The following is a 25,718-nucleotide window of genomic DNA, read 5'->3' on the forward strand; positions in this document are numbered from 1 at the left end:
GCATGAACGACAACGGGTACATAAAGCTGGAGTGGACGCCGGAGCTGGAGCGGCCCGTGCTCGTCGCCGCCTTTCAGGGCTGGAACGACGCGGCGGAAGCTGCCACCCTCGCCACCGGAACGATAACCGAGCAGTGGGACGCCCGCAGGTTTGCGGCCTTCGACCCAGAGGAGTTCTTCGACTTCCAGGCCACGCGGCCGCAGGTGCGGCTGGTGGACGGCTACACCAGGCAGGTGGAGTGGCCGGAGAACTACTTCCTGGCCGCCTCCGGGGATCGGGAACTGGTTCTGCTCTCCGGCCCGGAGCCGAACCTCCGCTGGCGTGTCTTCTGCGAGGCGGTAACCCGTCTCGCCCGGAAGCTGGACGTGGAGCTGGTGGTAACCCTCGGAGCGCTGCTGGCCGACGTGCCGCACTCCCGGCCCGTCTCGGTCGCGGCCAACTCTCAGGACCCGGAGCTGATCCGGAAGCTCGGCCTCTCCTCGTCCCGCTACGAGGGGCCGACCGGCATCGTGGGTGTCCTGCACCGCCACTGCGCGGACGCCGGACTCCCCTCGGTCAGCTTCTGGGCCTCGGTGCCGCACTACCTGCCCTCGATGCCCAGCTCGCCCGCCGCGCTCGCCCTGCTGGGGGCGCTCTCGAAGTTGCTGGACATCCGCGTGGACACGGCAGCCCTGCAGAAGAGCGCCCGGGAGTACGAGCGGCAGGTCTCGGCCGTGGTGGCACAGGACGAGAACCTCGTCTCCTACGTGCAGATGCTGGAAGAGCGCTACGACTCGCAGGTGGAGCAGGGCGGCATAGAACTGCCTACCGGCGACCAGCTCGCCGCCGAGCTGGAGAACTTCCTGCGCGAGGAGCGCGAAGAGTAGCTGCCGGCTGTGCCGGCGCGCCGTTCTAAAAGGCGAGCGTCAACACGAACACGGCCACGCTGGCGAGCGCGAGCGCGAACTTGGCGGCGAGCGAGATGAGCCACCCGGCGAAGGCTCCGCCCGCCGCCCGCCGGGTCCTCCGCCACCGCTCCCGCGGGTCCAGCGGGTTCTCCTCCGAACCCTCCCGGAGCCTCTCCCGCCGCAGGTGCTCCCCGATGAAGATCCCGGCGAGCGTGCCCAGCAGCAGGCCGGCTATCGCGCCGATGCCGAGGAAGAGGAAGCCGGCCACCGTGCCGACGATGCCCCCGACCGTGCCGCCCAGCGTGCCGGCCCAGCTCGCTCCGCCCCGGCGCGTGCCGTACGCTGTGCCCCAGAGGTCGGCGGCGAAGGAGAGCAGGGTGAGCCCGCCGATGATCGTCAGCGCTACCGCTCCGACCTGCTCGAAGCCCGTGAGGTAACCGTAGACCAGGGCCGCGATGAAGATGACCGGCCCGCCGGGGAAGACCGGCAGGATGCTCCCCAGTACCCCGAGGGCCATCACGGCGAGGGTAATGCCCAGCAGCAGGCCGTCCGGGATCTCCACCGGCTATCCCAGCACGGGCAGCGTCCGCTTGCCCCGCTTCTTCAGCGCCGCGTTGAGGCTGCCGCTGCGGTAGCCGGCGAGGTCCAGCGCCACATACAGGAAGCCCGCGTCCCGGAGCCCGGCGACTATCTCCTTCCGCTCGGCGAACGCCCGTTCCAGCTCGTCATCTCCGACTTCCAGGCGCGCGATCTCGCCGTGGTGCCGCACCCGCACCTGCCGGAAGCCGCGCGAGCGCAGGTATTCCTCCGCCCGGGCGACCTGTTGCAGCTTCTCCGGCGTGATCTTTTGCCCGTACGGGAACCGGCTGGAGAGGCACGCCAGAGCCGGCTTGTCCCACGTCGGGAGCCCCAGATGGCGCGCGAGCTCCCGAACCTCCTCCTTGCTCAGTCCCGCTTCCGAGAGGGGCGAGACGACCCCCAGTTCCCGGGCGGCTTGGCGGCCGGGCCGGTAGTCGCCCTCGTCGTCGGCGTTCGCACCGTCTATCACGCAGGCGTAGCCGCGCTCGGCGGCCAGCCGCGCCAGGTCCGAGTAGAGCGTGCTCTTGCAGAAGTAGCAGCGGTTTGCGGGGTTTCTGGCGTAGTCGGGGTTATCCAGCTCGCGGGTCTCCACGATCAGGTGCTCGACGCCCAGGGACTCCGCGAACTCGCGGGCGGGCTCCAGCTCCGAGGGCAGGTATGTTTCGTTGTCGGAGGTGACGGCCAGGACTCTCTCCGGGCCTAGGGTACGAACGGCGGCGGCCAGCGCCAGCGAGGAGTCCACCCCTCCGCTGAAGGCTACCAGCGCGCTCTCGTACCGGCCGACGATCTCCTCAAGCCGCTTCAGGTTCTCTTCAGCTCTGCTCATGTCCCTCCTGGCGGTAGACCTCGCCGCGACGCTCGTATTCCATCTCCCGCTCTATTCTATTCGCCAGCTGCGCGCTCCACTCGCGCTCCACGATGTAGAGCGCCAGGTCTAGCCCGGACGTTACTCCGCCCGCGGTGAGAACGTCTCCGGCGTCCACGACGCGGGCGGCCTCGATCACCTCGGCCCCACTGCGGCTCAGGTCCTCCACCGCGCTGCGGTGGGTGACCGCCGGCAGACCAGCGGTTATGCCCGCCGCTGAGAGCAGCATCGCCCCGGTACAGACCGCCGCCACGGTTGCCCCGGCGCTGTGGCGCTTGGCGATGGCTTCCGGCAGCTCGCCCCGCTCCGCCTCCGCGCGCACACTCCGCTCGGCCCGCGTGCTCCAGCCGCCCCCGGGGACGATGAGAAGGTCTACGCCGTCCTCCAGCACACCGTCCGGCCGCACGCGCAGGCCGTGGGAGGCGACCACCTCCTCCTGCGGGTGCAGCGTCACGAGCCGGACCTCCAGGTCCGCGCCGAAACGGGCGGCGTTCTGAAGGACCTCGTAGGGGCCGATGGCGTCGAGCTCGTCGAATCCGTCGAAGAGTAGGATGCCCGCCCGCATGCCGCTAGGCGCGCTCCAGCACGGCCGCCACGTTGTGGCCGCCCACCCCGAGGTTGCCGCAGAGCGCGGCCTCGAGATCCGGAGCCTCGCGCGGTTCATCCACTACGTAGTCCAGCGGAGCGCAGTCCTCGGCCAGCTCGGTCAGGTTGCGCATGGGCGGGATCGTGCGGTGCTTGAGCGCGAGGGCGCAGATGGCCGTCTCTATAGCACCGACCGCGCCGAGCGAGTGCCCGAGCGTGGACTTGGTGGCCGAGACCTTCGCCTCCGGATTGATGGCGTGCATCGCCCAGGACTCCGGGCCGTCGCCGGCGACCGTCCCGGTGCCGTGGGGGTTGATGTACCCGATCTTCTCCGGCGCTATCCCCGCCGACTCGACGGCGAGCTCCATGGCCCGCCGGATGCCCCGGCCCTTGGGGTCCGGATCGGCGACGTTGTAGGCGTCGGTGGTACGGCCGATGCCGGTCAGCTTCGCGTAAGGCTCCGCGCCGCGCCGCCGGACGGACTCGGCGCTCTCCAGGATGAGGACGGCGGCGCCTTCCCCGATCACGAATCCCGAGTGATCTCTGTCGTAGGGGCGGCAGGCCCCCTCGGGGTCGTCGTTGCGGCGGCTCATGGCGCGCATGGTTATGAACCCCGCCACGATGACGGGGGTGATCGTGGCCTCAGACGCGCCGCAGATCACCACGTCCGCATCGCCCCGCCGGATCAGATCCAGCCCCATGCCCATCGTGTCCGTGCCGCAGCTGCATGCCAGAACCGGGGTCATGGACGGCCCCTGTACGCTGAGCTGGATCCCAAGGTGCGCGGCGGAGGCGTTGGGCATGATCTTGGTGACCGAGAAGGGGTTGACTCGGTTTACGCCCCGGCGGTCCATCACGCCCTGGGTGTCGTGCATGCTCATGACGCCGCCGATGCCGGTGCCCATTACAAGCCCGACCCGCTCCGGGTTGTTCTCCAGCTCTTCTAGCGCCTGCGCGTCCTCTAGCGCGAGCTTCGCCGAGGCGTAGGCCAGATGAGTGAAGCGGTCGGTGCGCTGGACGAGCTTGCGGTCCATGTACTCCTTCGGATCGAAGTCCGTGCACTCGGCGGCTATCTGCACCTCGAAGCCCTCGGGATCGAAGAGCGAGATCCTGCCCACACCGCTCTCGTTCGCGAGCAGCGAGCTCCAGAACTTCTCGCGACCCGTCCCGATGGGGGTCGCCAGCCCGATACCGGTGATGTAAGCCGCCGGGCGGCCGTTCTCCATCTTCTCCTCCACCTGAGGTTCCTGCAACGACTTGCCGCTGTGAATCTTAACATTACTGATAAGCTCCTTCTTGAGATCTTGTGCTACCCTTTCGTAATGGCGCAAGGGGAGATGTTATGATCTTCTTCCACGCGGCTGTGGCGTTGTTTGTGGTCAACTTCGCTTTGGGCGTGGCCGTGCAGCTCCGCTGGGTGGACACCGAGCGCTTCCGCTGGCTGCACCACGCGCTCTTCTTCCTGGTGTTCGCCTTCGCGGCGCTCGCAGTGTTCTTCGGCTTTCTCTGGCAGCTGCCCTACCGCTGGGCGCTGGTGCCGGTACTCGCGCTCTTCGCCGTGCTGCCGCGCGTGCGGGCCGGGACGGCGGGGCATGCGGGGCTGGCGGGCTGCGCCCTTGCGTTCTATGTGCTGGGCTTGGCGATGACTCTCCGGGAGGGGTTGTAGCTTGGATCTCTTCGAGGCGATGCGGAACAGGAGGACGACCAACGGACCGTTCCTGCCGGACCCGGTGAGCGAGGAGCACCAGCGCCTCCTGGTCGAGGTTGCTGCGATGGCTCCTTCGCACTTCAACAGTCAGCCCTGGCGCTTCATCCTCATAGACGACCGCGAGATCATAGAGCGCATAGCGGACATCAGCGGCGAGAGCATGCGCCGCCTGATGGAGGAGGGGACCTTCTGGAAGCGCTACCGCCCGTACTTCCGCTTCTCGGAGGAGGAGATGGAGGAGAAGCGGGACGGAATCTTTATAGATCAGCTCCCGAAGGTGCTAAAGCCGTTTACCCGGCACATCTTCTCCGAGACCGGGCAGGCGATGATGAACCGCCTCGGCGTGCCCGGGACGCTGGCGGAGGACAACCGCAGGCTGGTGGCCGGATCTCCGCTTTTGCTGGCCGTGATGCTGGACAGGCAAGAGTACCGGCCCGGCGAGCTCTCCGCCTTCTACTCCGTTTTCGGCATGGGGGCGGCGATGGAGAACGTCTGGCTCGCGACGGGGGCTCTGGGCATGGGCATCCAGTTCATCTCCACCCCGATGGAGATCCCGGAGAACTGGCGCAGGATCGTGGAGCTTCTGGAGGTGCCGGACGATCTGGAGCTCATGGCCGTCTACCGGCTGGGCTACGTACCGCGGAGGCAGCGGCGGCCGAGCATAGACTGGACGAGCCGCCAGCGCCGGCGCATCTCGCAGTACGTCTTCCGCAACACCTGCCGGACCCCGGAGCGGGACGGGATCGGCGTCCGGCAGGAGTCCGGTTAGCGATGGCCTCCGGCCCGGGCATCCTCGCGGCCGCCGGCGCTCTCCCGCCGCACGTGATTCGCCAGGACGAGGCCCGGGAGTTCGCCCGGCGGCTCTTCGCCGAGGCGCACCGGGACATCGACCGGCTGCTGCCGCTGTTCGACAACACCATGATCGAGCGGCGGCACTTCTGTGTCCCTCTGGAGTGGTTCGGGGAGGAGCACTCCTTCCCGGAGAAGAACGAGCTCTACGTGCGCAACGCCCTGGAGCTCTCGGAGAAGGCGGTCCGGCGGGCGCTGGACCGGGTGGGGGCGGAGCCGCGGGATGTGGGGGCCGTGTTCTTCGTCTCCACTACCGGCATCGCCACGCCCTCGCTGGACTCGCGCCTGCTCTTCCGGCTCGGATTCTCGCGGCACACGAAGCGCGTCCCGATCTGGGGGCTCGGGTGTGCCGGCGGGGCGGCCGGGCTCGCCCGCGCCGCCGACTACGTGCGGGCGTACCCGGAGGAGCTGGCGCTGCTCGTGGCGGTCGAGCTCTGCGGCCTCACCTTCCAGCGGGGCGACCTCTCCAAGAGCAACCTCGTCGCTGCGAGCCTCTTCGCCGATGGGGCGGCCGCCGTGCTGCTGGGTCGTGGGGCGGGACCGGAGGTGCTGGACAGTTACAGCACCACCTGGCCGGACTCCGAGGACGTTATGGGTTGGGATCTGATCGAGACCGGGCTGAAGGTGCGCTTCGCCAAAAGCGTGCCCCGGATAGTGCGCGACCGGGTACGGGAGAACCTGGAGGAGGCCTGCGAGCGCGCGGGCGTGCGCTTCGAGGAGCTCCGGCGGTTCGTGGTGCACCCCGGCGGGGCGAAGGTGCTTTCGGCCTTTGAGGAAGCCGTGGGGCTCGAACCCGGGACGCTCGGCGCGCCGCGGGAGGTCCTGCGCCGCTGCGGCAACATGTCCAGCGTGTCGGTGCTCTTCGTGCTGGAGAGGTTTCTGGAGAGCTACCCGGCCGGCAGCGCGGAGGTCGGTTCCCTCTCCGCCTTCGGGCCGGGCTTCTCCTCCGAGCACGTCCTGTTCCGATGCTGACGCTGCTCGTCGCCACGGTGGCGCTCATCGCCCTTCAGCGCCTCTTCGAGCTGTGGATCGCCCGCCGCAACGAGCGTTGGGCGAGAGCCCGGGGCGCGGTGGAGCGGGGGAGGGGACACTACCCGCTACTCGTCGCGCTGCACGTCTTGTGGCTGGCGGCGATCCTCGTGGAGGGACTCGTGCGCGGTCCGCAGCCCTCGGTCCTCTGGCCGGTGTGGCTCGGGCTGTTTCTGGCCGCGCAGGGGCTGCGCTACTGGGCCATATACTCTTTAGGACCGATGTGGAACACCAGGATCCTGGTCGTACCGGGGGCGAGGCTCGTTCGCCGGGGACCGTACCGCTACTTCCCGCATCCCAACTACGCGGCGGTGGTGGTTGAGATCTTCACCGTCCCGGCGTTCTTCGGCGCGTGGGTGACGGCGGTGCTCTTCTCGCTGCTGAACGCAGCCCTGCTGGCGGTGCGCATCCGCGAGGAGAACCGGGCGCTCGCGGAGCTGGCGAAGCCCCGGTAGAGCGACTAGGATGAGTGCCACGCACGGCGCAGATCTTACCGACCGGGAGATGACCTATGCTCGATCTCAAGTTCATCCAGGAGAACACCGAGGCCGTCAAAGAGAACTGTCGTAACCGCGGGGTGGAGGCGGACGTGGACCTCGTGGTCGAGCTGGCCGGGCGGCGTTCGGCGCTGCACCAGGAGCTGAACGAGCTGCGGCAGCAGCAGAACCGGCTGGCCAAGCAGGTCGGCCGGGAGAGAGACCCCGAAAACCGCGAGCGTCTCATAACCGAGTCGCGCGCCCTGAAGGAGAAGATCCCGGAGCTGGAGCGGGAGCTGCAGGAGGTCGAGGGCCGGCTGCGCGCAGAACAGCTGGAGATCCCAAACATGACCCATCCGGACGCACCGGTCGGCCGGGACGAGAGTGAGAACGTGGAGGTCCGGCGCTGGGGCGAGATCCCCGAGTTCGGCTTCGAGCCCAGAGATCATGTGGAGCTGGGCGAGGCTTTGGGGATCATAGACTTCGACGCCGGGGCGAAGGTGGCGGGGAGCAAGTTCTACTTCCTGCGCGGCGACGCGGTCCTGCTGGAGCTGGGGCTGGTACGCTACGCGCTGGATGTCGTGATGCGGCACGGTTACCACCCCACCATTACACCGGATCTGGCCCGGGACGAGATGCTCATCGGGACCGGCTTCATCCCGCGCGGGCCGGAGACCCAGATCTACTCCGTCGAGAACACCGACCTCTCGCTCATCGCCACGGCCGAGATCACGCTCGCGGGCACGCTGGCGGGCGAGATCGTGGACGAGTCCGAACTCCCGATCCGGCTGGCCGGGATCTCGCACTGCTTCCGCACCGAAGCCGGGGCGCACGGCCGGGCTAGCCGGGGGCTCTACCGCGTGCACCAGTTCACCAAGGTGGAGATGTTCGCCTTCACCGCCCCGGAGCGGTCCGATGCGATGCACGAGGAGATGGTCGGCATCGAGGAGGAGATCTTCCGGGGGCTTGAGATCCCCTACCGGGTCGTGGACATCTGCACCGGAGACCTCGGCGGGGCCGCCTACCGCAAGTACGATCTCGAGGCCTGGATGCCGGGCCGCGACGGCTTCGGCGAGATCACATCCACCTCCAACACCACCGACTACCAGGCCCGGAGGCTTCAGATCCGCTACCGGCCGGACGGCGGCCGGCCGCGCCTGCTGCACACGCTGAACGGCACGGCGCTGGCCGTGAGCCGCGCGATGGTCGCCCTTCTGGAGAACTACCAGCGATCCGACGGCACGGTGCGCCTCCCGGAGCGGCTCGTCCCCTACGTCGGCAAGGAGGTCGTAGAGCCCCTCACTCGCGGGCGGGCGGGATGAGCCCCAGCTCCGCGGCCCGGACGGCGGCCTGGGTACGGTCGGAGACGCCCAGCTTGCAGATTATGTTGTGTATGTGCACCTTTGCCGTCCCCACGCTGATGGCGAGGATGTCCGCAATCTCGCGGTTGGTGTATCCCTGGCTGAGCAGCCGGAGCACCTCCAGCTCCCACCCGGAGAACGGGGGCGGCTGCGATGAGCGCGGACCTTCCTCCGCGAGGCGCCGGATGAGATGCATGGCCAGCTCCTGGTTCAGAGGCGACTCGCCGCGCAGAACGCGGGCTATGGCGTTGACCAGGCTCTGCCGCGGCGTGTCCTTAAGCACATATCCCGCAGCTCCGGCCCGCACGGCTTCGAGCAGGTAGCTCTCGCTCTCGTGCATGGTGACCATCATCACGCTCACCCGCGGGTTCTCCCGCTTGATACGGCGGGTGGCCTCAAGCCCGTCCATCCGCGGCATGCGCACGTCCATCAGGACCAGATCCGGCTCCAGCTCCCGGCAGAGCTCCAGGGCTTCCTGTCCGTCTCTGGCTTCTCCCACGACCTCCAGGTCGGGTTCCGGCGCCAGCAGGTTCCTCAGCCCGGTGCGGACGAGCTCGTGGTCGTCGGCGATGATGAGCCGGTATACCCGGCCGGTCTCAGTCACGGCCGCCCTCCAGAACCCGGGATTCCGGGATGGTGACGAGGATCGCGGTGCCGGAGCCGGGCTTGCTGCGGACCTCGAACCTCCCGCCCATGAGGGAGGCACGCTCGCGCATTCCGGAGAGCCCTATCCGCTCTCCCGGAGCTTCCGGGAGGAGCTTCTCCGGGGGGAAGCCCGATCCTCCGTCGCGGACTTCGAGCCGGATCTCGCCCCCTTCCCGCCGGAGCAGTATGTCGACCCGGTCGGTGCCCGCGTGCTTGCGGACGTTGGTCAGCGCCTCCTGAACGATGCGGAAGAGGGCTGTCTCGACTCCGACCGGCAGCCGCAGATCTCCGAGGTTCTCGTCGTAGCTCACCTCCCAGCCCTCGGCCCGCAGCGCCTCCACCTGCTGGCGCACCGAGGCTCCGAGGCCGAAATCGTCGAGCATCGTGGGGCGCAGGTCGGCTATGATCCGGCGCGCTTCGCGCACGGTGGAGCGCAGCAGATTGAGGATGCTCTCCAGTTCTCGCCGGGCTTCGGGCGTACCGGGCGCGTGGCTGATGGCGAAGGCCTGCAGGTTCTGGTAGGAGGCCGCGAGCATCTGCGCCAGCCCGTCGTGCACGTCGTAGGCCACCCGGTGGCGCTCCTCCTCCTGAGCGACGAGCAGCTTGCCCACCAGCTCTTTGAGCTGCTGCTCATGCTCCGCCAGCTCGCCGTAGAGACGGGCGTTCTCCAGTGCACTGCCGGCCTGGCTGGTGAGGCTGCTGAGGAGCTCGACGGTCTCGCGCTCCAGCAGGGACTCCGGCCCGTACGCCTCTAGCAGCCCAATGACGCGGTCCCGGACCCGCAGCGGCAGGCACAGCCCCGCCGGCGGCGTTCCGGCTTCCGGCAGCCGGAAGGTTTGCGTCCGTCCGCTCGCCAGAGCGGCGCGGCGGGCCTCGGAGCCGGTTGGGGTGCGGCTTGCGGCCACGAGTACCTCTTCCGGCCCCACGCTCTCCCACAGCCGGAACTCTCCGGAGGAGCCCTCGCGCAGCCGGAGCGCCGCTGCGGCGAGGCTGGAGACGCGTTGCATGATGCCGAGCAGCTCGGCCCCGATCTCCTGCCGGTCGAGCGAGGAGCTGAGGACGTGGCCGGCCTCATAAAGGGCGAGCAGGACGTTCAGGCTGCGCCTGAGGCGCGCTTCGGCGCGTTTGCGCTCGGTTATGTCGTGAGCGACGATGCACAGCAGCTCCTCGCCCCGGTAGGAGATCGCGCTCACGCTCACCTCCACGTCTACCGGCGAGCCGTCTTTGCAGCGGTAGCGACGTTCGCCGACCTTGTAGCGCCGGTGCTTCAGAATGCGGCGGATGTTCTGACGGATGCTCTCCGGACTGTGGTCGATGATATCGTCGAGCGTCATGGAGCGCAGCTCCTCGGCGGTGTAGCCGAGTAGCCGCTGGAAGGCCGGGTTGCTCTCCAGGATGAGCCTTGTCTGCGGGTGAGCCAGAAAGATGCTCTCCGTGGTCTGCTCGACCACCGTCCGGTAGCGCTCCTCGCTCTCCTTCAGCTCCTCGTCGGCCCGGCGCCGCTCGCGCCGCATGGCGGCTTCGCGCAGCTCGCGCTGGATGGCGGGGTTCAGCCGGGCGAGATCTCCTTTTACTATGTAGTCGTGGGCCCCGGCCTTCATCGCTTCTACGGCCACGTCCTCCCCGATGCATCCGGAGAGTATGATGAACGGCAGATCCAGCCCCCGCCGCTTCAGTATCCGGAGCGCCTCCGGAGCGGAGAAGGCCGGCATCGAGTGGTCGGCGATGACTATATCCCACTCCCGCTCCTCAAGAGCCGCCTCCATCGCCCCGGCGGTCTCCACCCGCCGGTGCTCGGGGGCGTACCCGCCACGCCGCAGCTCGCGCAGCAGCAGGAGGGTGTCGTCCTCGGAATCCTCGACGATCAGGACCCGGATCTTCTGAACCACCGCGGGAACCTCTGCTTTCTTCTGGATGGCTTCTCCCTGTCCAAGTCGAGCGTGAAGTAGAAGGCGGCGCCCCGGCCGACCGCGCCCACGCCGCGGATCTCGCCCCCGTGCCGCTCGACGATGCGCCGGACCGTGGCGAGCCCTATCCCGGTGCCCTCGAACTCGTCGGTCTTGTGCAGCCGCTGGAAAGCTCCGAAGAGCTTGTCCGCATAGGCCATGTCGAAGCCCGGACCGTTGTCCCGTACGAAGTAGATCGGAGCGCCGCCGGCGTCCTCGACGCCGAACTCGATCCTTGCCCTCTCCTGTTTGCCGGTAAATTTGAAGGCGTTGCCGAGCAGGTTCTCGAGCGCCACCCGGAGGAGATCGGGGTCCCCCCGGGCCGTTACGCCGGGCTGGATGGCGAACTCAACCCGGCGTTCGGGGCGGCGGCGCGCCAGCTCGTCGGCGATACTCCGGGCGATCCCGCTCAGATCTACTCGTTCGGTGCGCAGCTTACGGTTCCTCAGGCGGGAGAAGTCCAGCAGGGCGTCTATGAGCCGGCCCATATTCTGGCTGGCGGCGCTCACGCGGCGCAGGTAGTCCCTGCCCTCCTCGTCCAACCGCCCGGCGTAGTCTTCCTGCAGGATGCTCGAGAAGCCGTTGATGCTGCGCAACGGCGCCCGCAGATCGTGTGAGACGGTGTAGCTGAAGGACTCCAGTTCCCGGTTGGCCTCCTCCAGCTCGCTCCGGGCCCGCTCGGCCTGGGTGCGGCTGCGGGCCAGCATCGCCGTGAGGCCGAAGAGCACGAGGCTGAGCGCCAGACCGCTGTAGAGTACCAGCCGGGGCAGGTTCTCCTGCGGGGATGTCCCGAAACCGGGCAACGTGGAGAAGCGCAGGATCCAGAGCCTCCCTCCTACCTGCAGGGTTGAGGTCTGGGAGAAGAGCGGTGCGGGGCCGGTTCCGTCGGCGCCCGCGGTGGACCCCCGGTCGTAGAGCAGGTACTCCTCGCCGAACTCGGCCCCGTCGTAGACCTTGAAGTCCACTGAAGGGTCGCCCTGCTGGATGAAGATGTCCTCCAGCAGCTCCCGGGCCCGGAAGACCGCCACGACGTATCCCTGCAGCGCCTCCCGGCGCTCGGGTACGGTGCTCACCGGAGCGCCGTTGCGGTAGACGGGGAGGTAGATCATAAACCCCGGTCCCCCGGCGGGCCCCCCCGGCGCGACCTTGCCCGAAGCGCGGGGCAGGTTCACGTCCCGCGCCCGGTCCATCGCCGCCCGGTGCACGCCCGCAGCGTACATGTTCCTCCCCAGGAACATGCTCCGGTTGGCGGCGTCTTCGGGCTCCACGTACACCAGGGGGAAGGATTCCCCGCGGCCGCCGGGGCGCACCTCGTACCCCTCGTAGCCCTCCTCGCGGACGCTCTCGACGTGGGCCTCCAGCCCTCCGGCCGGCACCCGCCGGGCGTACCCGAGGGCCTGGATGCCGGGATAGCGCCGCCGGAGGTCCAGGCTCCTGACGTACGCCCGGAACTCCCCACGCTCCACGCTCCTGCTGGCGGCGAAGAGCCCGCGTGTGCCGAACATGGCGTCCACGTAGGTGTTCATGCGCCGGTCCACCGCCTGCAGCGTCCGCTGCGCAGCCTCGTCGAAGCGGGACTGCTCCTGGGTGCGCGCGTTCTGACTGACGTAGTACCAGGCCACGCCGGTCAGGAACAGGGCTCCGGCCAGCACCGCGTAGGCCACCGCCATCTGGCTCAGGTGTTCCCGGATGCTCCTCGCTCTCCATCCCTCCCCGCTACGGGACCTCGTTCAGAACCAGCCAGTAGAGGCCGAGCTGGCGCACCGCTTCTGAGAACTGGTCGAAGTCCACCGGTTTGCGGATGTAGCTGTTGGCCCCCAGATCGTAGCCGTCCACGATGTCCTGCTGCTCTCTGGAGGAGGTCAGTATCACTACCGGCAGCAGGTGCGTGCGCCGGTCGGCGCGCAGCCGCCGCAGCACCTCAAGGCCGTCTATCCTGGGCAGCTTGAGGTCCAGCAGGACGAGCTCGGGCCTGACCCGCACCCCCTCGCCGAACAGGTACTCCAGCGCTTCGGCCCCGTCGCGGGCCACGATGACCTCGTTCGCGATGTTGCTCCTTTTGAGCGTGCGCAGGGTAAGCAGCTCGTCATCGGGATTGTCCTCGATCAGCAGGATGGTCTTGCTCAACCGCACCGCTCCTCTTCTGGTGTGAGGCGGAGGCTGCAGCCTCCGCCGCCCTTCCTCCAGGATCTCACCCTGCCCCCCTCGTCGCTTCGCTCGTTCTCCGGGGCGCCCTCTCCCGCCCTCATCCTGAACTCTATCCCGCCGGAGGGCGCGCCGCCAGAGGGTTCGGCGAGATCTCCCGAGATTGCCGTCTCAGCCGGCACCCGGCGCGCGGGATGAAACGTCCGCCCGGCCGGGCTATCCTTTGCTGGCCGATGATCTTCTCCGGTGAAAGGCGCATATGACGTGGGCGCTCGGGGGTGCGCTTCTGGCCGTGGCCTTAGGAGCCTTCATCCAGGGCTCCGTCGGGTTCGGGCTCTCGCTCGTGGCAGTGCCGGTCCTGGCACTCATCTACCCGGGGGCGGTGCCGGTCGTGGTGCTGCTGGTGGCGCTGCCGATGGCCTCGCTTATGGCCCTGCGGGAGTGGAGTTCGATGGACCGCCGGGGGCTCTTCCTGATCACGGGCGGGAGGGTGCTGGGGACGGCCGGCGGGGTGTGGCTCGTCGCAGCCGTTCCGAACGGCCTGCTCACCGCGCTCGTCGGGCTGTTCATACTGGCCGCGGTGGTCATGAGCCTGCTGGGACCGCAGTTCGAGCTGCGGGACGGCACCCGTTTCGCCGGAGGCGTGGCGTCCGGGGTCATGGGAACGGCCGCGGCCGTCGGGGGACCTCCGCTCGCGCTTATCTACCAGAACCGCTCCGGTCCCGAGCTGCGCTCGACGCTCGCCATCTCGTTCGCGCTCGGCATCGTGATGTCCATCGCCGGGCTCGCGCTGGCGGGTCAGGTGACGGCGGGACATCTCGTCCTGGCCCTGAAGCTGGTGCCGGGCGTCCTGGCGGGCCTCTGGCTCGGCGCCCGGGCCTCCCGCCGGCTCGACGCCCGGTGGCTGCGCCCGGCGGTGCTCGCCTTCGCGGCCGTCTCCGGCGCGGCGGTGGTGATCACGGGGCTTACCGGATGAATCCCGCCGGAAACCGGAGATTAGCCCTTGACGGGGAGTGTTGCAATGTATAGCATCCCCATCAACGCGGACTCGCATCGAGAGCGGTGGAGGGAACTGGCCCAGTGAAGCCGCGGCAACCGGCGGCAGGACCGCGAGGTGCCAATTCCAGCGGGACCCGAGGTCCCGGAAGATGTGGGGGAGCGCGTGCAGGCCCGGTCTCCCGGTGTCATGCAGCCTCTGCCCGGCGGGTTGCGCGTGAGGTAGGAAACCTGACGAGCGAAGGAGGCTGTATTACTACCGAGTATGACACCCTACCGGAGGGCCGGGGCTAGCAGATCTCCGGCCCACCCGGGCAGACAATCCCTCTCCATAGGGCCTTTCGAGCCCGAGCTCGGCGGTTATCTGCCGGAGGTTTCGCTCACCTACGAGACCTGGGGCGAGCTGGATGAGACACAGGAGAACGCCGTTCTCATCGTTCACGCCCTGACCGGTGACTCTCACGCCGCCGGTGCCCCCGACGAGAAGTACCGGAGAGGCGGTTGGTGGGACCCGATGATCGGGCCGGGACGCCCCGTAGACACGGACAAATACTTCGTAATCTGCTCCAACGTTCTGGGCGGCTGCTCCGGCAGCACGGGGCCGGCCTCTGAGGATCCGGAGACGGGCTACCCCTATGCCATGCGGTTCCCGGTTGTCACAATCCGGGACATGGTGCGGGCGCAGAAGCGGCTGCTCGACCGGCTCGGCGTGCGGCGGCTCGCTGCGGTGGCGGGTGGCTCGATCGGCGGGCAGCAAGCGCTGGAGTGGGCGGTGGAGTTCCCGGACTTCGTACGGAAGGCCGCGGTCGTGGCGGCGAACGGCGCTTTAGGGCCGCAAGGGCTGGGGATGAGCGAGATCGGCCGCCGGGCCATCATGGCCGACCCGGACTGGCAGTACGGCGACTACTACGGCACGGGCCGCCGCCCGGACGCCGGGCTCGCCATCGCGCGCATGGCCGGGATGATGACCTACCAGAGCGCGCCGGGCCAGTGGGAGCGGTTCGGGCGGCGGCCGGCCACCCGGCCGGCCCTGTACCCGGAGTTCGGGGGGCGGTTCGAGATCGAGAGCTATCTGCACTATCAGGGGCGGGATCTCGTGAACCGCTTCGACGCCAACTCCTATCTGTACCTCACGCGGGCGATGGACCTCTACGACGTGGGGGCCGGTTACGCTTCGCACGAGGAGGCCTACTCCCGCATCCGGGCCGAGGTGCTCTTCGTCGGTATCTCCAGCGACTGGCTATTTCCGGCGAGCGAGGTGCGGGCGGCGGCGGAGCAGGCGAAAGAGGCCGGAGCAGACGCGGCGTACGCGGAGATCGAGTCCATGAACGGGCACGACTCGTTCCTGAAGGATTGGGACCAGATGCGGTCCATTCTCGGGCCGTTTTTGAGCGCTTAGAGAAGAAGGGAGCACCGTGACCGAAACCACCGAGAGCAGGGCCGGAGAGCGCGATTACGGGATAGAGACCCTCGCGTTGCACGGGGGGCAGGAGGTGGACCCGCACACGACGGCGCGGGCCGTGCCCATCTACCAGTCCACCTCCTACGTCTTCCGCGACACCGAACATGCGGCCAGCCTCTTCTCGCTGGCCGAGGAGGGGAACATCTACACCCGCATCATGAATCCGACGACCGAGGTGTTCGAGAAGCGGATGGCGCTCCTGGAGGGGGGAGTGGGCGCTCTCGCCACGGCTTCGGGGCAGGCGGCCGAGACGCTGGCCATACTGAACCTCGCCGGGGCGGGGGACGAGATCGTCTCCTCCGCCGGGCTCTACGGCGGCACCTACAACCTCTTCCACTACACGCTGCCCAAGATCGGGATAGACGTGAAGTTCGTGGAGGACGCCAATCCGGAAGCCTTCCGGGAGGCGATCACCGGCAGGACCAAGGCCCTGTTCGCCGAGACCGTGGGCAACCCGAGCCTGAACACGCTGGACATCGAGGCCGTAGCCGGGATCGCGCACGAAGCGGGCATACCCCTGATCGTGGACAACACGCTCCCCTCACCCTACCTCGTCCGGCCGCTTCAGCACGGCGCGGACATCGTCGTGCACTCGGCGACGAAGTTCATCGGGGGGCATGGGACCAGCATCGGCGGCGTAATCGTGGACGGCGGGAAGTTCCCGTGGGACAACGGCAACTTCCCGGACTTCACCGAGCCCGACCCCTCGTACCATGGGCTGAAGTTCTACGAGGCGCTGGGCGAGCTCGCCTACATCCTGAAGGCCCGGGTGCAGCTCCTGCGCGACTACGGACCGGCCCTCTCGCCGTTCAACAGCTTCCTCTTCCTGCAGGGGCTTGAGACGCTGCCTCTGCGCATGGAGCGGCACTCACAGAACGCCATGGCCGTTGCCCGATTCCTGAAGCAGCACCCGAAGGTCAACTGGGTGAACTACCCCGGCCTCGAGGATCACCCGACCCACGAGCTCGCTCGCAGGTACCACCGGGACGGCATGTACGGCGCCATCCTCGGCTTCGGCATAGACGGGGGGCTTGAGGCCGGCAAGCGCTTTATCGACCGGCTTAAGCTGCACAGCCTGCTGGCCAACGTGGGCGACGCGAAGAGCCTCGTGATCCACCCGGCCTCGACCACCCATCAGCAGCTCTCCCCCGAGGAGCAGCGAGCTACCGGCGTGACCGACGACTACATCCGGCTCTCCGTCGGGCTGGAGAGCATCGACGACATTCTGGAGGACCTCGACCAGGCACTGAATGGAGCGTGATTAGAGAGTGAGCGAAGCACCCCTGGTGATGAAGTTCGGGGGCACCTCGGTCGGCGGCGGCGCAGAGTTCGTCCGCGCCGCCCAGATAGCCGCCGGGGCTGCCGAGTCTGGACCCGTAGCCGCCGTCGTCTCCGCGATGTCGGGGACCACCGACGCCCTGCTCGGGATGACCGCCCGAACTTCGACCGCCACCACCGGGGGTGTTCTGGACCGGCACCTCGCCGCTGCCCGGCACGCGGTCTCCGGCCGTTTCCTGCCGCAGGTGGAATCCTGGCTGCGCGAGCTCGCCGCCCGGCTGGACCGGACGCTCCGCAGCCCGAACGGCAGCGCCGCGGCCCACCGGGACGCGGTGGCCGGTTTCGGGGAGCGCTTCTCGGCGGCGGTGCTGGCGGGTGCGCTCTGCTCGCTCGGTGTGCCCGCCCGCGTGGCCGACGACCCCATAGCCACCGACGCGAGCTTCGGCGGGGCCGCCGTAGACGCCGCCGCCACCCGGCGGCGCGCGGCCCGGTGCGTGTGGCCCGTGCTGGACGGCGGGGCGGTGGCCGTCGTCCCCGGCTACGTAGGCCGGGCTCCGGACGGGTCTATCACGACGCTCGGGCGCGGAGGCTCGGACCTCTCGGCCACCGCGCTCGGCCGGGCGCTGGGCTCGCGGGAGGTCTGGATCCTGACGGACGTGAGCGGCGTGTTCGATGCCGACCCGGATCTGGTGCCGGAGGCCGCGCCGGTCTCCGGGCTCTCCTACCGGGAGGCCGCCGCCTTCGCCCGGCTCGGGGCGAAGGTTCTGCACCCCAAGACGATGCAGCCGGCGGCGGCCTCCGGCATGGAGATCTTGGTGAAGAACACCTTCGACCTCGGAGCCCCCGGCACGCGTATCTCGGCCCGCGAGGGAGCGCCGGGAGTACGGTGCATCGGGCTGCGGCGCGGCCTGAGCCTGGAGCGGCTGCCCGCCGCCGGCTCCCGGAGCGTCTTCTGCGTCCTGGGGGCGGACTCCGGCAGCGTGCGCGCGCTGGTCGAGGCTCCGGACGGCGGCGTGGCGGTGGTGGCCGGCATCGGGGCTCCGGCCGACGGGGATCTCCTCTGTGGCATCCGCGCGCTGGAGGCCGCCGGCATACATCCGCTGTGGGCGGGGAGCACGACCGCCGGCCTCACGTTCGCCGTCCCCGACGGGGCGGCGGTGGAGGCCGTGCGGGTACTGCACCGGGAACTGGTCCGGGCCTGTCTCGTGGAGGAGGTAGCATGAAGCGGGTCGAGATCGTCCAGATAGGGGTCGGCAACGTCGGACGGGCGGTGGCCCGCATGGTGCTGAAAGAGCGGGGGAACTGGCTGGAGCGCTGGGATCTGGACGTGCGCTACCGCGCCGTGGCGGACAGGAGCGGCGCGCTCGGCGGCGAGGAGCTGCTGGAGGAGGCTCTGGATCTCAAGGAGCGCGGGGGCAAGCTCGCCGGGCTCGGTGTCGAGCCCCTGAGGTATGTGATCTCCGAGCCGCCGGAGTACGGCGTCCGGCGGGTGGTGCTGGACCTGGCGGTCAACGGCGCGCCGTACCCGCTGGATCTTCAGGCCGCGATGGGCGGCGCCGGGCTCGTGCTCTCCAACAAGGGTCCGCTCTCGCGCAGCTACCGGGAGTACCGGGCGCTCACCGCATCCGCCGGGGAGGGGCTCCGCTACGAGGCTACCGTCGGGGCCGGGCTGCCGGTCATCTCCACCCTGCAGAGCCTCCTGCGCAGCGGGGACGATGTGTACGAGATCCTGGCCTCCCCCAGCGGCACGCTCGGGTTCATCCTGAGCGCGGTGGAGCGGGGCAGCTCCTTCTCCGGAGCCGTGAGGGAGGCCGTGGAGCGCCACTACGCCGAGCCCGATCCGCGCGACGACCTCTCCGGTCTGGACGTGGCCCGCAAGGCGCTCATCCTCGCCCGCGCGCTGGGCCGCAGCCTGGAGCCGGAGGATGTGCCGTTTGAGTCGCTCGTCCCCGAACACCTGGTGGAGGTCTCCACGCAGGAGTTCCTGCAGCGCCTGGAAGAGGCCGACGAGGCGTTCGCCGGGCGCGTGCAGGCCGCCGGAAGCCGCGGCAACGTGCTGCGCTACCTGGCCCGCATCCCGGCGGAGGGCCCGGTGGAGGTGGGGTTGAGAGAGGTTCCCCGCAGCAGCCCGTTCTCCCGCCTCTCCGGGGCGGAGAACGCCTTCGTGTTCAGGACCCGGCGGTACTCCGAGCTCCCCGTGACCGTGACCGGGCCCGGCGCAGGACCGGAGTGCACGGCGAGCGGCGTGGTGTACGATCTGCTGCAGGTAGCAAGAGAGAGCTTCGAGCGTTCAGAGGAGGTTCTAAAGCGTGCCTGACGGATACACCGTAGCCGTCGTCGGGGCCGGGCTCGTCGGTGAGCGGCTGGTCTCCGAGCTCCGGCGGCGGGACTTCCCGCTGAAGGAGTTGCGGGTGCTCGCCCGCTCCGAGCGGCGGCAGGAGATAGACGGGACAATCTTCGAGGTCGGCATCGCCGGGCCCGACGCCTTTGAGGGCGTGGACTTCGCGTTCTTCGCCGGAACGGAGGGCGAGAAGGGAGCCGCGGCGCAGCTCGCCGAGGCTGCGATCTCGCGCGGTGCGGTGGTCATAGACAACGGCTCGGACTTCCGGCTCGACCCCGAGGTGCCGCTGGTCGTCCCGGAGGTCAACGCCCGCGCGCTGGAGGGGCACAGCGGGCTTATCGCCAACCCGAACTGCTCTACGACGCAGATGGTCGTTTCGCTCACGCCGCTGGCGCGCGAGTTCGGCATCCGCAAGGTGGTGGTCTCCACCTACCAGGCCGTCTCCGGCTCCGGGCGCGGCGGGGTCGAGGCGCTGGAAGACGGTAAGGAAGGCGTCTACCCCAAGCCCATCTCCGGCAACGCCATACCCGTGATCGGGAGCATCGGGGAGGACGGCTACTCCACCGAGGAGCGGAAGATGATCCTGGAGTCCCGCAAGATCCTGGGCCTCCCGGACCTGGAGGTACACCCCACCGCCGTGCGCATCCCGGTACACACCGGCCACTCCGAGAGCATCTACGTCGAGACCGTCCGCGAGGTGACGCGCGAGGAGGTGCTCGACGCCTTCCGCGCGGCTCCGGGCGTCACCTTCTCCGGTGATGCCGACGGCTTCCCGACCCCGCTGGAGATAGCGGGCGACTCCGGCGTGCACGTCGGGCGCGTGCGGGCCTCCGGTAACGCCGTCGAGTACTGGTGCGTCGCGGATAACCTGCTCAAGGGCGCGGCCACCAACGCCGTGCAGATCGCCGAAGCCCTCGTCGGCGCGCGGGTGTAGGAGAGCGCCGTTCACGGGTCTCCGGCCGGCATCGAGGAGGGGACGATTCCCGACCGCGAGCCGTGCTCGAGCCAACAGGCGGCCTCGGGTGTGAGTAGCTCCTCAACGCGGTGCCGGTAGCGCCGGAGTTCGGCTTCGGTTAGCATCTTCCGCCAGCGGCCGTTGGTGCCTTTGAAGAGGAACGCACCGGCGCCTCCTTCGAAGAGGGAGCCGAAATCACCGACCCTGTCGGGATTCGCGCGCATGCTCTCGAAGGTGCAGCGCTTGACGACTTCCGGCCAGAGTGAGGCGGAAACGTCGATTTTCAGGAAGGCGGCGACGCGGCGCATCTCGCGGTCGAGGTCGGCTTTGAGGTCGTTGTAGTGGACGAGGAGGACGTTGGGCTCGCCGCGGAGATCCCACCAGCTGGCGATGTGGTGCAGCAGGGGGGTGTCCGAGAGCCAGCGCTCGAAGAACTCGTGGATGTCGCCCCGGAACTCCATCATCTTGGGGACGCCCTGCGCCGCGGCCCGGGCGTCGAGGCGCCCGCGCACGTCGGCGCGCATGCGCGCCATGTGGTTGGCGAGGGAGACGAACGCATCCCGGCCGTCTCTGCCGACCACGATGTAGCTCGCCGTGTCGAAGATCGGGATGCCGTCGGCGGGCGTGTGGGTCTTGATATACCGGCGGTGCGTCTGCGCTTCGAGGCGAGCGAGCAGCTCGTCGAAATCGTAGATGAGGCCGTCGAACCACGGTCCGACCTCCATCACGACTCCCGGAAAGTCGCCGTCGGGCCACAGCAGCGAGGCCACTATCGTCTGCATCCAGGTCGTACCGCACTTGGGCGGCGTGCAGATGAAGATGTCGCCGGGGCGGTGCTTGTAGGCGGCCCACCGGGTGCCGTCGGTGGTAGCGGACCTGTAGATCCGTTGCTGCGGCCTCATCTCTACCCCTCGACGGGATGCGAGTGGAGGAGCGGGAGGGCCAGGGTCGGCTCCTCCTCGATCAACAACTCCAGCAGCTCGCCGCCGGTATCACCGGCCGTTTGCAGGAACGCCGTCCGGGCCTTACGGCGCGGGTTCTCTATCACCTGTCCAGACTTCGCCATGAAACGATCCTTCCGTACTGCCTTTCCTCAGATGGCCTCCGCCTCCAGGATCGAGATGCCGGCTCGGGTGTCGATCTCTTGCCGGAGCGCAAAGCCGGAGCGGGCAAGGAGCTCCTCATACTCCTGCCGGGTGCGTTGCCGGCCGCCGAGCAGCGTCAGCATGTGGATATCCAGCATCTTCGACCAGTCGGGGCCGGGGCCGTCGGGGACGATCTGCTCGATGATCAGCACCCTGGCGCCCGCCGGGGCGGCCCGCCGGACCGCCCGGAGGATGGCGAAGGACTCTTCATCGGGCCAGTCGTGGATGATCTCCATGAGGATGTACGCTTCGCACTCCGGCAGATCGTCCCGGAAGAAGTCGCCGGCCTGGAGCGTCAGCCGCTCCGACGCTATGCCCGCCGCCCCTTCGATGACGCGCGGCAGCTCGAACAGGACGCCCCGGGCGTCCGGCGCGGCGTCGAGGATGGCGCGCAGCAGGTGCCCGCTGCCGCCGCCGATGTCGCCGATCCGCTCGAAGCCCGAGAAGTCGTAGGAGGCGAGTATCCCGGCGACCGCGCCCCGGGACTTGGCGACCATCGCCTCGTTGAACACCCGGCCTGCTTCCGGATGTCGCTCGAAGTACCCCCAGAAACCCTCGGGGAACACCTCGGCCGTCGCCGGAAGCCCACTCCGCACGGAGTGCTCCATCGCCCCGAATGTCTCCCAGAAAACTTGCAACCCGAACATCCGGGCGAAGGCGCGCATGGACTGTGGGTGGTCGGTCCGCAGCAGCCGCGAGGCGGGCGAGTGGCCAAACTTGCCGTCCCCTTGCACCTCGAACACACCGTGCGCCGCCAGGAGGCGCAGGACGCGGCCGAGCGCGCCGGGGTCGGCGCCGACGGAGGTAGCGAGCTCGGCGGCGGTGCGGGGTGTTTCGTCCAGCGCGTCCGCGACGCCGAGCTCGGCGACGACATGCAGGCTTCGCGGCAGGCAGTAGCCGCCCGAGACCTGGAGCACCGTGGCGAACGGGTTTGGCCCGGCAGCCATCCCGGTAGCGCTTTCGGATTGAACGTCGGTCATGGCGGTTCCTCCTTATCCTCCTCGTCTCTACTGCGGGTGGTCATGGGCCGTCGGCCTTATGTTCTGGTTGAGGCGGAACAGATTGGTCGGGTCCGTACTTGTATCGGACCACATCCCGACGATTATTGCGTTGTAGAGCGCATCCCGGTTACCGACGGCCGTCTCGTCCTCGCCGACCCTGCTCCCGGCTCCGCCCATGTGCTCGAGATGAGGTGGCTCTGGGGGTGAGGCGCCGAGGAGTACTCCTCTGCCAGGAGGTCGATGGCGTCGTCGCTCAGTTGCGTCATGTACTCGGATCTCCAGTAGTTGCGCATTCCCGGCGGGTTCAAGTTCTCCGCGCTGCTCTGGAGAACGACGTAGGGTGCCGGGCCGATCTGGCCGTCCAGGGGTAGGCCGGACGCACGCAGGGGAGGGAGCAGCCGATCTCCCTCGGCGGGCGGCCCGGGCATCGAGTGCCGCCTGTGCGAAGAGCAGCGTAGCGACGGCCGCCACCATCACCATTACCGTCAACGACAGAACGATGCGCCTCATGAGCGCCACCTCCTTTCCATCACACGAGCCCCGGTGAGTTGCTTCTCGCAAGCACTATAGGCGGCGCCCCTTACCCGGCTCTTACCTGGAGGACCGGAGAGCATAGTCAGGTTGGCTATTTTTGGTCGAAGACCGGAAGGAAGGTTCCGCCAACGACGCCCGGAAGGGACTGTGCGGCTCCTCGGGCTAGAGGCGGGAGGGGATCTGGGCCCTGGAGCGCAGCCCCAGCTTCTTGAGGATGCTGCGCAGGTGGTTCGCCACGGTGTACTCCGAGATCGAGAGTTCCGCGGCGATGCGGTGGTTGGTGAACCCTTGCGCGGCGAGGGTCGCGACCTCCCGCTCCCGGCGGGTGAGGTAGTCCGGCGCTCGGCGGGGCTCCGGGGGCGGAGGCGGTTCTTCCTCGCTCAGCGCGTACTCGAGGGCCTGCTCGGTGGACATGGCCTGTCCCTGCGACCACGCCGCGTCGAAGGTTACCCCGTCCAGATCTTCGCGGAGAGCGGCGAGGCGGCCTTCGTAGTTGTAGCGGGCGGCGATCAGGGTCTTGAGGGAGACCCCGATCTCCTCCCGCAGGGTCTCGGATGCTCCCATGAGCTTCGCCGTGCGGGTCGGCAGCCCCTGTAAGGTGGCCACCCCCGCCATCCCCAGGAGGCCGAAGAAGATGCCCATCTTGTCTCTTGCCGCTCGCAGGAGTTGCAAGTCTTCTCTCCACAGGGCCTCTGCTCGATCGGTATCGCCCTGCTCCAGAGCTCCCATGCCCATTATGGTGAGGCACATGGCGGCGTTCCGGGTGTCCCCCAGCTCGCGAAACAGGGACAGGGCTTCTTCCAGCCGGGCCCGTACCTGATCGAAATCCCTCTCTTCTTCGGCGGCGAGTCCCAGGAACAGGAGCAGGTGGGCTTTTACTCGCTTCTCCAGAGACTCCCGCAGTAGCGCCTCGGCCTCTTCGCGCAGCGACACCATCCTTTGCCTGCCGCCCAGATGCGACACCGCGTGACCCAGGTTGCTGACCGAGACCGCCATCCCCCGTTTGTCTCCCATCCCTTTGTACAGAGCGAAGGCTTCTTCAAGCATCGGCAGCGCTCGGGGATCATTCTGGTAGGCGGCTATAAAGCCGGCTTCACATAAAGCTTTCGCCCGCACGGGTGCTGCCGGCCCGCCGCCCATGGCGAGCCCTTTTTCGAGCCACCGGCGCCCTTCAGCGGGACCGTGCGCGTTCCAGAACCTCCCCAGCGCAGCTGCCAGCCGGAGCCCCGTTTCCCCCCGCTGCTCTTCAGGTGCCTCTTCGGCGTACAGCGCCCACGAGAGTGCGGCCCGCAGGTTGTCGAGTTCCATCTCCAAGCGCCCCAGCCACGGTCCCTGCCGCGCTCCCGTTAGTTCGGGCTCCGCCCTCTCCGAGAGCGCCAGGTAGTAGCTGGCGTGGCGCTGCCGCACCCGCTGCGCCTCCTCGCTCTCTTCGAGCTGCTCCCGGGCGTATTGTCTGATGGGATCGAGCATTCTGTAGCGCCAGACGCCTCCCTTATCTCCGGCTACCACCAGCGACTTGTCCACTAGCTGTGAGGTATGCGTCCCGTCAAGTGTGTAATTCATACCGTGCGGTCCTACTTCCAAGTCTCCTTTAGCCTCCTACCAGAGCAGGCTGGTGCGCACCAGCCTGCTCTTCGCTTTGATTCTCCAGTTTCGCCAGTGATCCGGCTCCAAAGTAGCGCTTTCCAACCTGCCACTCGTCATGTTGCTCATTCAAGATGGCTCCCACCAGCCGAATAACCGCGGCCTCGTTGGGAAAGATGCCTACCACCTCCGTCCTACGCTTGACCTCCTTGTTTAACCTCTCCAAGGGATTGTTGGACCAGATCTTCTGCCAGTGCTCCTTGGGAAACGTCGCGTAGGCCAGCACGTCCTCTTCTGCCTCATCCATAAGCTCCGCCAGCTTCGGGAAACGAGCGCGGAAGCCGTCGGCGACCCTACGCCACTGCTGATGGGCGCTCTCTGAGTCGGGCTGGGCAAAGACGGTGCGGATGGTCGCTCCTACCATCTGCTGGGCTTCTTTGGGAACCAGAGAGAGGGCGTTCCTCATAAAATGAACCCGACACCTCTGCCAGCCTGCCCCCTGCAATACGGCTTCTATGGCGCCCTTGAGGCCCTGGTGGGCGTCGCTGGTTACCAACCTTACTCCCAAAAAGTCCCCTCGCCACCAGAGAGCGTAGGAAAGAGAGCCAGAATGCTCCGTCCTCACTGGGCCCTACGTCCAACCCCAGAACCTCCCTCTGGCCGCTTTGGGCGCCCAGCCCGATGGCGATCACTACTGCCGTGCTTACCACCTGGCCGTCCTGGCGAGCCTTTACGTAGGTGGCGTCCAGCCACACGTAGGGGTAGGAGCCTTCAAGCTTCCTGTTACGGAAGTTCTCCACCTCCTTATCCAACTCCTCGCAGAGCCTTGACACCTGGCTCTTGGAGATGCCGCTCATCCCCAGGGCCTGTACCAACTCGTCCACCTTGCGGGTAGAGACCCCATGCACGTAGGCTTCCTGCACCACCGCAGACAGTGCCCTCTCAGCCTTCCTGCGCGGCTCCAGCAGCGAGGGGAAGTAGCTGCCGTCCCTGACTCTGGGAACTTTCAGCTCCACCGTGCCTACCCTGGTCTCCCAGCTCCTATCCCGGTAGCCGTTGCGGTAGCCGGTGCGCTCGGGGCTACGCTCGTGGCGAGAAGCTTCGGTAGGTGCTCCTCGAGCTCCATCTCCATCAAGGCCTGGCTCAGTACTCGCACCCCCTCCCTAAGGAAGTCCGCGTCGTGCTCCATCTGTGCCTTGCGCAACAACCGCTCAAGTCCTATCCTCAGCTCGTCGGCCATCGTCGTGCACCTCCTACTCGGTTGCTCTAACCCACTTTCGAGTAGGAACCACACGGTGGCCGTCTTCGTCAACGGTCTTTTCTACACACTTCCTGGGACACTACCGC

24 protein-coding genes, 1 pseudogene and 1 riboswitch are annotated in these 25,718 nt (G+C 68.2%); of the genes and pseudogenes, 12 read left to right on the top strand and 13 right to left on the bottom strand.

What is annotated here, in order from left to right; all coding sequences use genetic code 11:
* The first annotated feature begins 2 nt into the window (after nt 1-2).
* On the top strand, nt 3-866 hold the full coding sequence (locus E0L93_RS05585) for a PAC2 family protein (RefSeq protein WP_132689647.1): 864 nt from the start codon (nt 3-5) through the stop codon (nt 864-866).
* A 25-nt stretch (nt 867-891) separates the two neighbouring features.
* On the opposite strand, the gene E0L93_RS05590 is transcribed toward E0L93_RS05585, so the two are convergent.
* The 4 genes from E0L93_RS05590 to E0L93_RS05605 are packed head-to-tail and all read right to left on the bottom strand — an operon-like array spanning nt 892 to nt 4,154.
* Entirely contained in the window at nt 892-1,449 is a 558-nt protein-coding gene (locus tag E0L93_RS05590) for a DUF456 family protein (RefSeq protein ID WP_132689649.1), read from the bottom strand.
* Between the two features lie 3 nt (nt 1,450-1,452).
* The gene (gene larE, locus E0L93_RS05595; RefSeq protein WP_132689651.1) at nt 1,453-2,292 is read right to left on the bottom strand and encodes an ATP-dependent sacrificial sulfur transferase LarE; all 840 of its coding nucleotides are present in this window, start codon (nt 2,290-2,292) and stop codon (nt 1,453-1,455) included.
* Nucleotides 2,279-2,896: a DJ-1/PfpI family protein gene (locus tag E0L93_RS05600; protein WP_132689654.1), complete on the bottom strand. Its 618-nt coding sequence runs from the start codon at nt 2,894-2,896 to the stop codon at nt 2,279-2,281. Before E0L93_RS05600 ends, larE begins: the two co-directional genes overlap by 14 nt.
* A gap of 4 nt (nt 2,897-2,900) precedes the next feature.
* Nucleotides 2,901-4,154 (bottom strand): beta-ketoacyl-[acyl-carrier-protein] synthase family protein, encoded by a 1,254-nt coding sequence (locus E0L93_RS05605; protein WP_243638124.1) that lies wholly within the window; start codon nt 4,152-4,154, stop codon nt 2,901-2,903.
* 104 nt (nt 4,155-4,258) lie between these two features.
* On the opposite strand from E0L93_RS05605, the gene E0L93_RS05610 reads away from it, so the two are divergent.
* From E0L93_RS05610 to serS, 5 genes are read left to right on the top strand one after another with little or no spacing between them, the layout of a single operon-like run.
* Nucleotides 4,259-4,582, top strand: a complete 324-nt coding sequence (locus tag E0L93_RS05610; protein WP_132689657.1) for a hypothetical protein — start codon at nt 4,259-4,261, stop codon at nt 4,580-4,582.
* A 1-nt stretch (nt 4,583) separates the two neighbouring features.
* Nucleotides 4,584-5,393, top strand: coding sequence for a nitroreductase family protein (locus tag E0L93_RS05615; protein ID WP_132689659.1), 810 nt, complete (start codon nt 4,584-4,586; stop codon nt 5,391-5,393).
* Between the two features lie 2 nt (nt 5,394-5,395).
* Nucleotides 5,396-6,445 (top strand): type III polyketide synthase, encoded by a 1,050-nt coding sequence (locus tag E0L93_RS05620; protein WP_132689662.1) that lies wholly within the window; start codon nt 5,396-5,398, stop codon nt 6,443-6,445.
* Nucleotides 6,439-6,957: an isoprenylcysteine carboxyl methyltransferase family protein gene (locus E0L93_RS05625; RefSeq protein WP_132689664.1), complete on the top strand. Its 519-nt coding sequence runs from the start codon at nt 6,439-6,441 to the stop codon at nt 6,955-6,957. Before E0L93_RS05620 ends, E0L93_RS05625 begins: the two co-directional genes overlap by 7 nt.
* 56 nt (nt 6,958-7,013) lie before the next feature.
* Nucleotides 7,014-8,300 carry a serine--tRNA ligase gene (serS, locus tag E0L93_RS05630; protein ID WP_132689667.1) on the top strand — a complete coding sequence of 429 codons (1,287 nt, stop codon included), beginning with the start codon at nt 7,014-7,016 and terminating at the stop codon, nt 8,298-8,300.
* Here serS and E0L93_RS05635 read toward each other — a convergent pair.
* From E0L93_RS05635 to E0L93_RS05650, 4 genes are read right to left on the bottom strand one after another with little or no spacing between them, the layout of a single operon-like run.
* Nucleotides 8,278-8,943 (bottom strand): response regulator transcription factor, encoded by a 666-nt coding sequence (locus tag E0L93_RS05635; protein ID WP_132689669.1) that lies wholly within the window; start codon nt 8,941-8,943, stop codon nt 8,278-8,280. The two genes, serS and E0L93_RS05635, sit on opposite strands and share 23 nt — an antisense overlap.
* A complete protein-coding gene (locus tag E0L93_RS05640) occupies nt 8,936-10,873 on the bottom strand; it encodes a PAS domain S-box protein (protein WP_132689672.1) in 1,938 nt (645 codons plus the stop codon). Before E0L93_RS05640 ends, E0L93_RS05635 begins: the two co-directional genes overlap by 8 nt.
* Nucleotides 10,849-12,600: a sensor histidine kinase gene (locus tag E0L93_RS05645; RefSeq protein WP_132689674.1), complete on the bottom strand. Its 1,752-nt coding sequence runs from the start codon at nt 12,598-12,600 to the stop codon at nt 10,849-10,851. Before E0L93_RS05645 ends, E0L93_RS05640 begins: the two co-directional genes overlap by 25 nt.
* Nucleotides 12,601-12,646: 46 nt before the next feature.
* Nucleotides 12,647-13,063 carry a response regulator gene (locus E0L93_RS05650; RefSeq protein ID WP_132689677.1) on the bottom strand — a complete coding sequence of 139 codons (417 nt, stop codon included), beginning with the start codon at nt 13,061-13,063 and terminating at the stop codon, nt 12,647-12,649.
* A 271-nt stretch (nt 13,064-13,334) separates the two neighbouring features.
* Between E0L93_RS05650 and E0L93_RS05655 the strand changes: the two genes are divergently transcribed.
* The 6 genes from E0L93_RS05655 to E0L93_RS05680 all read left to right on the top strand — a co-directional run bounded on the left by E0L93_RS05655 (nt 13,335) and on the right by E0L93_RS05680 (nt 20,086).
* Entirely contained in the window at nt 13,335-14,051 is a 717-nt protein-coding gene (locus E0L93_RS05655; RefSeq protein WP_132689679.1) for a sulfite exporter TauE/SafE family protein, read from the top strand.
* Between the two features lie 71 nt (nt 14,052-14,122).
* A riboswitch (SAM riboswitch) is annotated at nt 14,123-14,230 on the top strand.
* Between the two features lie 106 nt (nt 14,231-14,336).
* Nucleotides 14,337-15,470, top strand: a complete 1,134-nt coding sequence (gene metX, locus E0L93_RS05660) for a homoserine O-acetyltransferase MetX (protein WP_132689682.1) — start codon at nt 14,337-14,339, stop codon at nt 15,468-15,470.
* Nucleotides 15,471-15,486: 16 nt separating this feature from the next.
* Entirely contained in the window at nt 15,487-16,794 is a 1,308-nt protein-coding gene (locus tag E0L93_RS05665) for a homocysteine synthase (protein ID WP_132689685.1), read from the top strand.
* 7 nt (nt 16,795-16,801) lie between these two features.
* Complete coding sequence (locus tag E0L93_RS05670; RefSeq protein WP_132689687.1) at nt 16,802-18,034, top strand: aspartate kinase; 1,233 nt, start codon at nt 16,802-16,804, stop codon at nt 18,032-18,034.
* Entirely contained in the window at nt 18,031-19,128 is a 1,098-nt protein-coding gene (locus tag E0L93_RS05675; RefSeq protein ID WP_132689690.1) for a homoserine dehydrogenase family protein, read from the top strand. The genes E0L93_RS05670 and E0L93_RS05675 overlap by 4 nt, the downstream gene beginning before the upstream one ends.
* Nucleotides 19,121-20,086 carry an aspartate-semialdehyde dehydrogenase gene (locus tag E0L93_RS05680; RefSeq protein WP_132689693.1) on the top strand — a complete coding sequence of 322 codons (966 nt, stop codon included), beginning with the start codon at nt 19,121-19,123 and terminating at the stop codon, nt 20,084-20,086. Before E0L93_RS05675 ends, E0L93_RS05680 begins: the two co-directional genes overlap by 8 nt.
* 11 nt (nt 20,087-20,097) lie before the next feature.
* Here the strand turns inward: E0L93_RS05680 and E0L93_RS05685 are convergent, their stop codons facing one another.
* From E0L93_RS05685 to E0L93_RS05700, 5 genes and pseudogenes are all read right to left on the bottom strand, one after another.
* Nucleotides 20,098-21,009 carry a sulfotransferase domain-containing protein gene (locus E0L93_RS05685; RefSeq protein WP_132689696.1) on the bottom strand — a complete coding sequence of 304 codons (912 nt, stop codon included), beginning with the start codon at nt 21,007-21,009 and terminating at the stop codon, nt 20,098-20,100.
* A gap of 2 nt (nt 21,010-21,011) precedes the next feature.
* Nucleotides 21,012-21,173 (bottom strand): hypothetical protein, encoded by a 162-nt coding sequence (locus tag E0L93_RS15745; RefSeq protein WP_165874183.1) that lies wholly within the window; start codon nt 21,171-21,173, stop codon nt 21,012-21,014.
* Between the two features lie 27 nt (nt 21,174-21,200).
* Nucleotides 21,201-22,232 (bottom strand): methyltransferase, encoded by a 1,032-nt coding sequence (locus E0L93_RS05690; RefSeq protein WP_132689699.1) that lies wholly within the window; start codon nt 22,230-22,232, stop codon nt 21,201-21,203.
* Nucleotides 22,233-22,949: 717 nt separating this feature from the next.
* On the bottom strand, nt 22,950-24,350 hold the full coding sequence (locus E0L93_RS16415) for a LuxR C-terminal-related transcriptional regulator (protein WP_279387449.1): 1,401 nt from the start codon (nt 24,348-24,350) through the stop codon (nt 22,950-22,952).
* Nucleotides 24,351-24,378: 28 nt separating this feature from the next.
* Nucleotides 24,379-25,611, bottom strand: a pseudogene (locus E0L93_RS05700) (IS256 family transposase).
* Nucleotides 25,612-25,718 lie beyond the last annotated feature (107 nt).

Origin of the sequence: Rubrobacter taiwanensis, from assembly GCF_004337705.1 — a bacterium.
Lineage (GTDB): Bacteria > Actinomycetota > Rubrobacteria > Rubrobacterales > Rubrobacteraceae > Rubrobacter_C > Rubrobacter_C taiwanensis.

Coding starts and splice junctions, on each gene's coding strand:
- E0L93_RS05675 (WP_132689690.1), top strand. CDS start 18,031: ATGAAGCGGGTCGAGATCGTCCAGATAGGGGTCGGCAACGTCGGACGG.
- larE (WP_132689651.1), bottom strand. CDS start 2,292: ATGAGCAGAGCTGAAGAGAACCTGAAGCGGCTTGAGGAGATCGTCGGC.
- E0L93_RS05625 (WP_132689664.1), top strand. CDS start 6,439: ATGCTGACGCTGCTCGTCGCCACGGTGGCGCTCATCGCCCTTCAGCGC.
- E0L93_RS05600 (WP_132689654.1), bottom strand. CDS start 2,896: ATGCGGGCGGGCATCCTACTCTTCGACGGATTCGACGAGCTCGACGCC.
- E0L93_RS15745 (WP_165874183.1), bottom strand. CDS start 21,173: ATGGCGAAGTCTGGACAGGTGATAGAGAACCCGCGCCGTAAGGCCCGG.
- E0L93_RS05610 (WP_132689657.1), top strand. CDS start 4,259: ATGATCTTCTTCCACGCGGCTGTGGCGTTGTTTGTGGTCAACTTCGCT.
- E0L93_RS05585 (WP_132689647.1), top strand. CDS start 3: ATGAACGACAACGGGTACATAAAGCTGGAGTGGACGCCGGAGCTGGAG.
- E0L93_RS05645 (WP_132689674.1), bottom strand. CDS start 12,600: ATGGCGGTGGCCTACGCGGTGCTGGCCGGAGCCCTGTTCCTGACCGGC.
- metX (WP_132689682.1), top strand. CDS start 14,337: ATGACACCCTACCGGAGGGCCGGGGCTAGCAGATCTCCGGCCCACCCG.
- E0L93_RS05690 (WP_132689699.1), bottom strand. CDS start 22,232: ATGACCGACGTTCAATCCGAAAGCGCTACCGGGATGGCTGCCGGGCCA.
- E0L93_RS16415 (WP_279387449.1), bottom strand. CDS start 24,350: ATGAATTACACACTTGACGGGACGCATACCTCACAGCTAGTGGACAAG.
- E0L93_RS05620 (WP_132689662.1), top strand. CDS start 5,396: ATGGCCTCCGGCCCGGGCATCCTCGCGGCCGCCGGCGCTCTCCCGCCG.
- E0L93_RS05655 (WP_132689679.1), top strand. CDS start 13,335: ATGACGTGGGCGCTCGGGGGTGCGCTTCTGGCCGTGGCCTTAGGAGCC.
- serS (WP_132689667.1), top strand. CDS start 7,014: ATGCTCGATCTCAAGTTCATCCAGGAGAACACCGAGGCCGTCAAAGAG.
- E0L93_RS05685 (WP_132689696.1), bottom strand. CDS start 21,009: ATGAGGCCGCAGCAACGGATCTACAGGTCCGCTACCACCGACGGCACC.